We start from the raw sequence: 10,748 nt of genomic DNA, 5'->3' as shown, positions 1-10,748 counted from the left end.
GAAGAGTAAAGACCAGCCACAGAAACTGCTCGGGGCAAAGGATCAAGTAGTTGTACAGAACGTAAAAATTTTGCTCGAAGCTGTTAAAACTGGGCAAACAGTGCAGCAGAAGGGACTGACCATAAAGTCAGCTAATTCAGAACTTTTCCCAAACTTAAAGCTGGCCACCTTTGATCATAATAGCAGGCACTATATATTGGTTGCAGTTCCTGATAGCAATTGGACTGTGGCCGTCTCGATCAAACTTAGTGAACTCAGAGCAGCGGGTAGAAAAGCGGCAATAGGCTTTGCTAGTGTGTTCGTGCTACTGGGCATTATTATTACCTTGGTAGTGAGAGCTTTATCCGATCAGTTAGCAAAACCCTTGGGTCAGTTGGCTAATACTGCTAAGGCGGTGATTGCAGGCAACCTGAACGTTCAGGCGGAGCTTGTTGGTGCTACCGAGACGCAGCTATTGGCTCAAGTCTTTAATAACCTGGTGACACGGGTCAAAGGTCGATTACAGGAGCAAGAACAAGAAACTGAACAGGCGCGGACACTAGCGCTAGTCAGCAACCAGCTTCAGCAATCCTTAAACTTCGACAATATCCTACAAACTTCCGTTTATGGGGTACACCTTGCCCTCAAGACAGACCGTGTGTTTATCTATCGCTTTAATCCTGACTTCAAAAGCGGGATAATTGCAGCGGAGGTCGTAGATTCTGGTATGGTTGAAGCCCTAGGGCAAACTATTTATGAACCAATCACGACCGGGGAAATTAGACAGTTTAAGTTGGAGAAGCTTGTGAGTGTCGAGAACCTTCAACAAGCTACTCTAACTGGTGCTCCTGGCCAGTTCCTTGAACGCCTTGGTGTCGTAGCCAGCCTAGTTGCCCCAATTATAGTTGGGGGTGAACTTTTCGGCTTGTTGTATGCGAATGATTGCTCAAAACCCCACCCTTGGCAGGAGTCAGAACGTCAGTTAATGCAGCAGTTAACTAGACAAATCGGTGATGCCCTCACCCAAGCCCTGCTCCTGGAACAGCAGCAAGCCACGGTGGACATTTCCCAAACGTTAAATGAGATTACCGCTAGCATGCTTAAATCCCTAGAACGGGAAAAGATTTTCCCAGCTACGGTGGTGGGAATTAAAAGAGCGCTCTCGTGCGATCGCACAATCATTTACCTCCTCGAACAGAATCATAAAGGCTCAATGGTTGGCCTTTCAGTAACTCTGGATGGCTCTGTTACCCCAGAAACACAGAAGGAAGAGTTGGATTTTGCCCTAGAGGATCTTGATCACTACCAGTCACGTCAGGTTCTAGCCATTGATAATCTTGAGGGTGAGTTGACCCACTACCAGCAGTCCCAAGTCGAGAGGCTTGGCCAAACCTCTCTATTGCGTGGAGCTAAAGCCAGTTTAGTAGCACCGATTTTGGTGGCAGGTAACTTGATTGGCTTTCTGGCTGCCCATCAATGTTCACAGCCAAGAGCTTGGCAGGAAACGGAGATTAACCTTTTGACTCAGGTGGCGATTCAATTCAGCTTTGCTCTAAAGCAGGCTAATCTGCTCGAAAAGACGGAAAGAATTTCTCAAGAGCAAAGACAGGAAAAAGAAGCACTCCAGAAGCAACTGCTGGTACTGCTTGAAAATTTGCAAGGGGCAGCACAAGGAGATCTGACAGTGCGCTCTGACGTGACTTTGGATGAAATTGGGAAAGTTGCTGATGGTTTTAACACCATTATTGAGAGTTTGCAAACTATCGTAACCCAGGTCAACAACTCAGCGGTTGAAGTCAATACCTTACTGGAAAACAAGGAGGTGGTAGTCGGTCAACTAGCAGAAGATGCTCTTAAGCAAGCTTCAGAAACCACTCGCACCCTGCATTCAGTGGAGCAAATCACCGATTCGATTCAAGCAGTGGCTGAGCATGCTGATCAGGCGGCGAGGGTAGTTGATGGAGTTACAACCACTGTTGAAGCTAGCAGCACTGCTATTAACCTAACTCAGGAGAGTATCCTGGAATTGCGAGACACGATTGGGGAAACCACGTCAAGAGTGAAGCAGCTAGGTAAATTTTCCGAAAAGATTGCTAAGGTGGTTGCCTTGAGCAACATGCTCAAAGTCCAAACCAATGTTTTGACTATTAACACTGAGATTGAGGCTGCGCGGTCTGGTGGGATTCAGGGTTTTGTCGTGATTGCCAAAGAAGTGAATCAGCTTACCAACCAATTGATCAAAGCTACCCAGGAAATTCACAAGATAGTAGATGATATCGAGCTAGAAACGTCTCAATTAGTCAAGGTAATGGAACAGAGCACTGCTGTGGTGGAGAAGGGGACAAGTCGAGTTGAGGAAGCTAAGCAGAATATGAAACAGCTGAGGTCGGCTTCGTGCCAGATCGAGCAGCTAGTGACAGCCATTTCCCAAGGGAGTCTTTCCCAAACCGAAACCACTCAGAGCGTCGCTATGTTGATCAAAGAGATGGCCCAATTCTCGGAACGTACCGTTGATTCCTCTAGACAAATTTCAAGTTCCTTAACCTCAACTGTAGCCGTAGCTCAGGAATTGCAGGAGTCAGTTAGTGGTTTTAAAGATTTTTGATAACACCAAAAAATCCTAAGCAGCTGATAGCTGAATGGTTACAGCGGTTTGCAATTCAATTAGGTACTTTCGTTCTGGTTTTTTAGGGAGCAGGGAGCAGGGAGCAGGGAGCAGGTAAGAGGGAATAGGTATAAAATTCAGTGTACTTGATAGTTATGCAAAGCGCCGTAAATTAAATTATATTAACTGTGTTCAAAAAACTTAAAGTTCTTCAAACCCTTGCTATTCAATGATCCGAAGTTACCTGTGCCCTTGTTTAAGGTTATTATGTCAATTGTCTCAGATTGACTTCATGGTACTCTCAGATTTTGGCATAACAATTGGCGTGGATAGTGAGCAGAAGCAGATTGGGCTATGAAGAATTCAGTGCGAGCTTCTGAATTAGGACTAAAATTGGTTGACCGGGCTAGACGCCTGAAAAGATGGAACAAAACCGCAGAAGCTTGGTGTAGCAGTGCCTTAACCTCTAGGGCAACCTTAAACCGATTTTGGGCAAGACAACCGATTCGCTCTGACACCTTTATCGCCATTTGTGATGCTGTAGGGGTTGATTGGGAAAAGGTTGTTGAGCCAGATAAGATTAAGGCAGATCAAATCAATAACGGCAAGAGTCCCACTGTGGCTCAAATTAAACGTGTTGATTGGGGACAAGCACCAAAGCTAAGAGATTTCTACGGTCGTACTGAGGAACTGAACACCCTACAGCAATGGATTCTTAAGGACAAGTGCCGCCTGGTGACACTTCTAGGGATGGGGGGAATTGGTAAAACCTCTGTGGCTGTGACTTTAGCCCATCTTCTGGAAGATAAATTTGAGTTTGTGATTTGGCGCACTCTACGCAATGCCCCTCCCCTAGAAGAACTCCTGGCAGACCTGATTCAATTTCTGTCTGGACAGCAGGAAACCAATTTACCCTGCTCTGTGGATGGCAAAATTCTGCGATTGATTCGCTATTTACAAGGGGGGCGTTGCTTGCTAGTTCTAGATAATGTGGAGTCGATTCTGCAAAGTGGCGATCGCACCGGTAGTTATCGAGAAGGATATGCTGAATACGGTGAGCTGCTCAGAAGTATTGGTGAAACCGCCCACCACAGCTGTCTATTACTGACCTCTCGGGAGCCACCCCAGGAATTGACTATCCTGGAGGGGGAAAACTTACCGATTCGCTGCTTCTCACTCAAAGGGTTATCAGACACCGATGGGCAGGAAATCCTGAAGGAAAAAGGAAATTTTGCTGGGGATGACACCCAGTGGCTGACCGTGATTGAGCACTATGCTGGAAATCCTTTAGCCTTAAAAATGGTGGCTTGTCTGGTCAGAGACTTTTTTTATGGCAATATTGCTCAGTTCCTGAATTTTTTAAAGCAAGGCTCATTCATTTTTGATGATATTCGGGATTTGCTAGACCGGCAGTTTCAGCGCCTGAGTGCTACACAACAAGAGCTGATGTACTGGCTAGCTATTAATCGCGAACCGGTTTTTTTTAAAGAGTTGGAACAGGACGTTTTCTGCCACCGATGCGCTCCTGACATTTTACAGTCTCTAGGGTCTCTACAACGGCGCTCATTGATTGAGAAAACCTCGGCTGGGTTTACCCAACAACCTGTAGTGATGGAATACATGGTTAATCGATTAATTGAGCAGATTCCTGAGGAAGTTACTAGTAAAAATTTTGCTCTGTTGCGCAGTCACGCATTAGTCAAAGCCACTGCCCCTGAGTATATTCGGGATAGTCAAGTCTCTCTGATTCTCGAACCGATTATTGAAAGATTACTCGCTCGTTTTGGTTGCACAAAACAGCTCAGCAATCACTTGCTGGAAATTATATCAATGCTGCGCTCCCCAACTACCACGGTTAAAAAAATAACTCAAGATACGGCATATATCTGTGGTAATATAATTAATATACTGCGCCAATTACAGGTAGATTTAAGCAGCTATGACTTTTCTAATCTAACAGTTTGGCAAGCTAACCTACAGGGAATTACATTACACAATGTCAATTTCGCCCATTGTGACTTGACCAGCTCAGTATTTACCGAAACCTTAGGAAATATTTTATCAGCAGCATTCAGCCCAGATGGTAAACTATTAGCAACCTGTGATACAGATTGGAAGGTTCGCCTGTGGGAAGTACCAAGCGGTAAACTAGTTTTGCTCTGTGAGGGTCATACCAATTTGGTACGGGACCTTGCTTTTAGCCATGATGGTAAAATCTTAGCCAGTTGCAGTGCGGATCACACCGTTAAGTTTTGGGATGTCAGTGATGGTAAGTGCTTAAGGACTTGTACCGGACATAGTAATGAGGTCTGTTCAGTCGCTTTTAGTCCAGATGGTCAGACCCTAGTTACTAGCAGTGGCGACCACACCTTGAAAGTCTGGGATATCAAAACTGCAGAATGTCTCAAAACTTGCACCGGACATAGCAGTTGGGTTAGATCCGTTGCCTTTAGTCCAGATGGTAAGACTATAGCCAGTAGCAGTGACGACCACACGGTGAAATTCTGGGATAGTGGCACTGGTGAATGCCTGAACACTGGCACCGGTCATAGGGATTGCGTGGGGTCAGTGGCATTCAGCTGTGACGGGAAAATCTTAGCCAGTGGCAGTGGTGACCACACTGTAAAGTTTTGGGAGGTAAGCACAGGTCGCTGCTTAAGAACTTACACTGGACATAGTAGTGGTGTCTACTCAGTGGCCTTTAGTCCAGATGGGAAAACCCTGGCTAGTGGCGGTGGCGACCACATCGTTAGGCTCTGGGATACTAGCACCAATGAATGTTTGAAAACCTTGCATGGACACAGCAATCAGGTATTTTCAGTGGCCTTTAGTCCTTATGGAAACACCCTGGTTTGTGTGAGTTTAGACCAAAAGGTGAAGCTGTGGGATTATCAAACCGGTCAATGCTTGAAAACTTGGTATGGACATACGGATTGGGCAATGCCCATCGCGTTTAGTAGTGACGGTCACACCCTGGCTAGTGGCAGTAACGACTACACAGTGAGAGTATGGGATTATGGTACTGGTAGCTGCATCAGAACCTTGCCCGGACATACTGACTTTGTCTATTCAGTGGCATTCAGTAGTGACAGGAAAACCTTAGCCAGTGGCAGTACAGACAATACGATCAGGCTGTGGGATGTCAGCACAGGTCGCTGCATGAGAACACTGCATGGCCATACTGATTGGGTATTTTCAGTGGCATTCAGTAGTGACGGGAAAACCTTAGCCAGTGGCAGTGCCGACCACACGGTGAAGCTGTGGGATGTCAGCACAGGTCACTGCATCAGAACGTTTCAAGAACATACTGATAGACTGTGTTCAGTGGCATTCAGTAATGACGGGAAAACCTTAGCCAGTGGTAGTGCTGACCACACGGTGAGGCTATGGGATTGTGAGACCGGAAGCTGTGTAGGAATTTTGCGCGGACATAGTAATCGAGTCCACTCCGTGGCCTTTAGTCCCAATGGTCAGCTCTTGGCTAGTGGCAGTACAGACCACACGGTGAAGCTGTGGGATATTGGTGAGAGTAAGTGCTGCAAAACCTTGACCGGACATACCAATTGGGTATTATCAGTTGCTTTCAGTCCCGATGGGAAAACCCTAAGCAGTGGCAGTGCTGACCAAACGGTCAGACTTTGGGATGTTTCCACAGGGGAGTGCCTTGACATTTGCACCGGACATACCCATCTGGTCTCTTCAGTCGCCTTCAGTGTGGATGGTCAAATTATGGCCAGTGGGTCTCAAGACCAAACGGTAAGACTAAAGGATGTAGAAACAGGAGAGTGTTTGAAAATCCTGAGAACTCCTAGACTCTATGAAGCTATGAATATTACTGGAGTTAGAGGGTTAACTGAGGCACAGAAAGCAACTCTGAAAACGTTGGGAGCGATAGGATGAATTGAGAATTTAGAATGTAGAATTGAGAATTGGATTTTTTTTAATTCTTAATTCTTAATTCTTAATTCTTAATTCTTAATTCTTAATTCTTAATTCTTAATTCTTAATTTATTCCATAAGTGATGACCAATCAACGTGCAGACTACGATAATCCATGGAAAGAGGCAATTTCCTTATATTTCCAACCCTTTATGGCATTTTTATTCCCCGAAATTGAGGAAAATATTGACTGGGATAAAGGCTATGAATTTCTGGACAAGGAATTCCAACAAATAGCGCGGGATGGGGAAATTAGCACTAGAGAAGCAGACAAATTAGTTAAGGTTTGGCGCAGGGATGGCCAGGAAACCTGGGTATTAATTCATGTGGAAGTCCAAAGTCAATACGAATCCGTGTTTGCTGAGAGGATTTATGTGTACAACTACCGCATTTTTGACAAATATCGGCGTCAAGTAGTCAGTTTAGCTGTTTTAGCTGATGAAAGCAAATCCTGGCGACCGAATAAATACAGTTACACGATTTGGGGGTGTGAGGTGTTGTTGCGCTTCCCGATTGTTAAACTGCTGGATTATTCGTCCCAGGTGTTGGAAGAAAGTAACAATCCTTTTGCTGTAATTGTGGCAGCTCATCGGGCTAATCAGCAAACTAAACAAGATGTTGAGCAACGATATCAGATTAAATTACAAGTTGCGAAACGTTTGTATCAACGGGGCTATGGCAGGCAAGATATCCTAGAGTTATTCCGGTTAATTGATTGGCTAATTAGTTTACCCGATAGCTGGCAAACCGGCTTTACAGAAGAAATTAGACGTTATGAAGAGGAGAGTAGTATGCGTTACGTTACTAGTTTTGAACGCCTTGCTCGTCAAGAGGGGGTTATACAAAAGGGTCGAGAATCTTTGCTGGAAGTACTTCGGGTTCGTTTTGAAGATGTGCCTAGGGAGTTGGTGGAAACAATCAACCAAATTAAGGATGACTCGATGTTGACAATGTTGCACAGACAGGCAATTACCATTGCTTCTGTAGAGGAGTTTATGGTTGTGGTTAATCAGCAGCTAGCTTCTGGTGAGCCAAGTGCTGAAGATGCTTAACCGAAAGTGCGACAGTAAAATTTGATAAATTATTGGAATGAAGAATGTAAAATTTAGAATTTAGAATGTAGAATTGAGAAGTTATAATTGGATTTTTTTAATTCTTCATTCTTCATTCTCCATTCTTCATTCTTCATTCTTCATTCTTTTTGGTGTTGTCGCCATGGCATAATAACAAGAAAAGGGAAAGAGCCGCTACGCGATCGCATCCCATCACTCCATACCTCTTAAATTTTAAGCTTATGCCCATAGCCCATAAGCTTAATGCTTACTTTTTGACGTCTATTTTAGTAATTTTTACTGTATTAATAAGGTATAATGTTAGGAGTATATTATTTAAAATAACTTTTGAAATTGGTAACATTTAGTCCATGAATAATGACTAATCAACGTGCAGACTACGATAATCCATGGAAAGAGGCAATTTCCTTATATTTCCAACCCTTTATGGCATTTTTATTCCCCGAAATTGAGGAAAATATTGACTGGAACAAAGGCTATGAATTTCTGGACAAGGAATTCCAACAGATAGCGCGGGATGGGGAAATTAGCACTAGGGAAGCAGACAAATTAGTTAAGGTTTGGCGCACCGATGGCCAGGAAACCTGGGTATTAATTCATGTGGAAGTCCAAAGTCAATACGAATCCGTGTTTGCTGAGAGGATTTATGTGTACAACTACCGCATTTTTGACAAATATCGCCGTCAAGTAGTCAGTTTAGCTGTTCTAGCTGATGAAAGCAAATCCTGGCGACCGAATGAATACAGTTACAGGATATGGGGGTGTGAGGTGTTGTTGCGCTTCCCGATTGTTAAACTGCTGGATTATTCGTCCCAGGTGTTGGAAGAAAGTAACAATCCTTTCGCGGTAATTGTGGCAGCTCATCTGGCCAATCAGCAAACTAAACAAGATGTTCAGCAACGATATCAGATTAAATTACAAGTTGCGAAACGTTTGTATCAACGGGGCTATGGCAGGCAAGATATCCTAGAGTTATTCCGGTTAATTGATTGGCTAATTAGTTTACCGGATAACTGGCAAACCGGCTTTACAGAAGAAATTATAAGTTACGAACAGGAGAGTAATATGCCTTACGTTACTAGTTATGAACGCCTTGCTCGTCAAGAGGGTATGATACAAAAAGGTCGAGAATGGCTCCTGGAAGTACTTCGGATTCGTTTTGAAGATGTGCCTAGGGAGTTGGTGGAAACAATCAACCAAATTAAGGAGGACTCGATGTTGACAATGTTGCACAGACAGGCAATTACCATTGCTTCTGTAGAGGAGTTTATAGTTGTAGTTAATCAGCAGCTAGCTTCTGGTGAACAAAGTGCTGAGGATGCTTAACCGAAAGTGCGACAGGAAAATTTGAGAAATTATTGGAATTTAGAATTTAGAATTTAGAATTGATTTTTTTCATTCTTCATTCTTCATTCTTCATTCTTCATTCTTCATTCTTCATTGTTTGTAAGCATTCAGTCGTTGGCCGTAGGCCACGCTACGCGAACAGCGGTCAGCGGTCAGTCATTGGCTTACCTGTTTTCTTCAAAAGCTGTGCGCGTAGCGTGCGCGTAGCGCACAACCTGATAGCTGATAGCTGATAGCTGATAGCTGACGGCTAAATGCTTACAATCAGATTAAGAAATTTTCTGTAATACTGATATCATTCCAAACCAACTTAATGCTAAAATATTCTCCTGCTTCGCCGCTCACTTGCAACTTAAGATTTTCTGTCTCTCTGGCTTGGACTTGAATCACCACAATTCCTTCTTCATCTAGCACCATAATTTGTAAACCTTTGGGGAGAAGGTCTTGACCACCAGCAGGATGCAGCTCAATTGATAGATTCATTTTGGGTGATTCTGTCCGATGTAGCTCCACTAATAAAGCTACTTGCTGATCACCCCAGCCGATCTCAGTACCGAGTAGCTTACCTCTTTTAACTCCTGCTGTAGTATGGAATTTGGTACTAGCGTCCTGAAAGGAGTCACTTCTAAAACTGAAATCTCGCTCTAGGTTTGGCTGTAAGATAGTGTTCACGTTTTCCCAACCTGGATCAAAACAATCCTCTAACCACCGCTTTAGTTGTACCACCTTTTCACTAGGTGTTTTACTGGGTTTTGATCCCTGTGGTGGACTGGGGTCTAATTTAAAACTGTCTAATCTAAAACTATCCTTAGGAAAGAGGGAAGGAGAAATAGGAAATGGGGAATAGGGCGAAGTATACTCTGCCTCCCCTTGCCTTCCGGAACCTCTGCGAACAAGGGGAACTGCTTGGTGGGTTTGTCCTGCTGGAATAATGGTGTGTAACATTAATAAGTTACTCCAATACACTCTGCAATTGTCATCATAATGGCCAGACAATCGCAAAATATCTCAGTTTTTGTCTCAGTTGTCTCAGTTTTGAATTAAGAATGTAGAATTAAGAATGTAGAATTAAGAATTGGGAATTCTGCCTTAACCCTTAACCCTTAACTCTTAACCATTCATAATTCACCATTCACCATTCTGTATTCTAAAATTCACCCTTATCAAGTCACCATTCACCATTCACCATTCTTCATTCACCATTCTTCATTCTTCATTCTTCATTCTTCATTCTTCATTCTTCATTCTTCATTCTAAATTCACCATTCTTCAACCTTTAACTTTTGAGCATAGTCGATTCAATAATTCTTTTGGAATTGCCTCGAAATTTTCTAAGATAAAATCCATTAACGCTAGATGATGTAAGGAATCAGAAGAGGGAGATCTATAGCGAGCACCTTGGGCGAGCCAGGTGTTTGCAGCGTGGGTTGAGCGGAAGCAGATTTGACCAATGTCTTCTTGGTTAACTTGCCATTTGCCATAAAACTCTTGGGGGGTCATGGACAGTGGGCAGTTGCTGTATAGGTTGATCAGGATTCGCTCTCGCTCAGTGATGGGACGAGGAATTGAATGTTCGCGTGTGGATTGGCTCCTGGCAAGTTGGGCAAGACGGTCTAGGGCTCGCTGACACTTAATGAGATGGTCATTTGAGCGATTTGTTGGCATGATGAAATTACCAGGGCGACCGATGAAGGCGCTCAAAGGAGTGAGAATTCCATAATTCTCCATAGAGGCTAGAGTTCAAGCGAAGTTCCCACCCGAAGGGGCGCTGCGAGATGGATATATCCGGCTTCTGAGCTAGAATA

6 protein-coding genes are annotated in these 10,748 nt (G+C 43.9%); 4 read left to right on the top strand and 2 right to left on the bottom strand.

Annotated features, from left to right (window positions below; genetic code table 11):
- From F6K46_RS35335 to F6K46_RS35320, 4 genes are all read left to right on the top strand, one after another.
- On the top strand, window positions 1-2,584 hold a 2,584-nt coding region (locus tag F6K46_RS35335; RefSeq protein ID WP_293117888.1), incomplete at its 5' end, for a GAF domain-containing protein.
- A gap of 354 nt (window positions 2,585-2,938) precedes the next feature.
- Window positions 2,939-6,484: an NB-ARC domain-containing protein gene (locus F6K46_RS35330; protein ID WP_293064045.1), complete on the top strand. Its 3,546-nt coding sequence runs from the start codon at window positions 2,939-2,941 to the stop codon at window positions 6,482-6,484.
- Window positions 6,485-6,606: 122 nt separating this feature from the next.
- Window positions 6,607-7,575 carry a transposase gene (locus F6K46_RS35325; RefSeq protein WP_293064059.1) on the top strand — a complete coding sequence of 323 codons (969 nt, stop codon included), beginning with the start codon at window positions 6,607-6,609 and terminating at the stop codon, window positions 7,573-7,575.
- Window positions 7,576-7,953: 378 nt separating this feature from the next.
- Window positions 7,954-8,922, top strand: coding sequence for a transposase (locus F6K46_RS35320; RefSeq protein WP_293064061.1), 969 nt, complete (start codon window positions 7,954-7,956; stop codon window positions 8,920-8,922).
- A 285-nt stretch (window positions 8,923-9,207) separates the two neighbouring features.
- On the opposite strand, the gene F6K46_RS35315 is transcribed toward F6K46_RS35320, so the two are convergent.
- Complete coding sequence (locus tag F6K46_RS35315) at window positions 9,208-9,888, bottom strand: DUF1822 family protein (RefSeq protein ID WP_293064064.1); 681 nt, start codon at window positions 9,886-9,888, stop codon at window positions 9,208-9,210.
- A gap of 324 nt (window positions 9,889-10,212) precedes the next feature.
- Window positions 10,213-10,608: a hypothetical protein gene (locus F6K46_RS35310; protein ID WP_293064067.1), complete on the bottom strand. Its 396-nt coding sequence runs from the start codon at window positions 10,606-10,608 to the stop codon at window positions 10,213-10,215.
- Window positions 10,609-10,748 lie beyond the last annotated feature (140 nt).

Source organism: Moorena sp. SIO3E8 (assembly GCF_010692445.1).
In the GTDB taxonomy this organism is placed as follows: Bacteria; Cyanobacteriota; Cyanobacteriia; order Cyanobacteriales; family Coleofasciculaceae; genus Moorena; species Moorena bouillonii.
This window is presented reverse-complemented; position numbering and strand designations above follow the sequence as displayed.

Excerpts from the sequence above, each read along its gene's own strand:
- F6K46_RS35330 (WP_293064045.1), top strand. The coding sequence starts at position 2,939 with ATGAAGAATTCAGTGCGAGCTTCTGAATTAGGACTAAAATTGGTTGAC.
- F6K46_RS35325 (WP_293064059.1), top strand. The coding sequence starts at position 6,607 with ATGACCAATCAACGTGCAGACTACGATAATCCATGGAAAGAGGCAATT.
- F6K46_RS35320 (WP_293064061.1), top strand. The coding sequence starts at position 7,954 with ATGACTAATCAACGTGCAGACTACGATAATCCATGGAAAGAGGCAATT.
- F6K46_RS35315 (WP_293064064.1), bottom strand. The coding sequence starts at position 9,888 with ATGTTACACACCATTATTCCAGCAGGACAAACCCACCAAGCAGTTCCC.
- F6K46_RS35310 (WP_293064067.1), bottom strand. The coding sequence starts at position 10,608 with ATGCCAACAAATCGCTCAAATGACCATCTCATTAAGTGTCAGCGAGCC.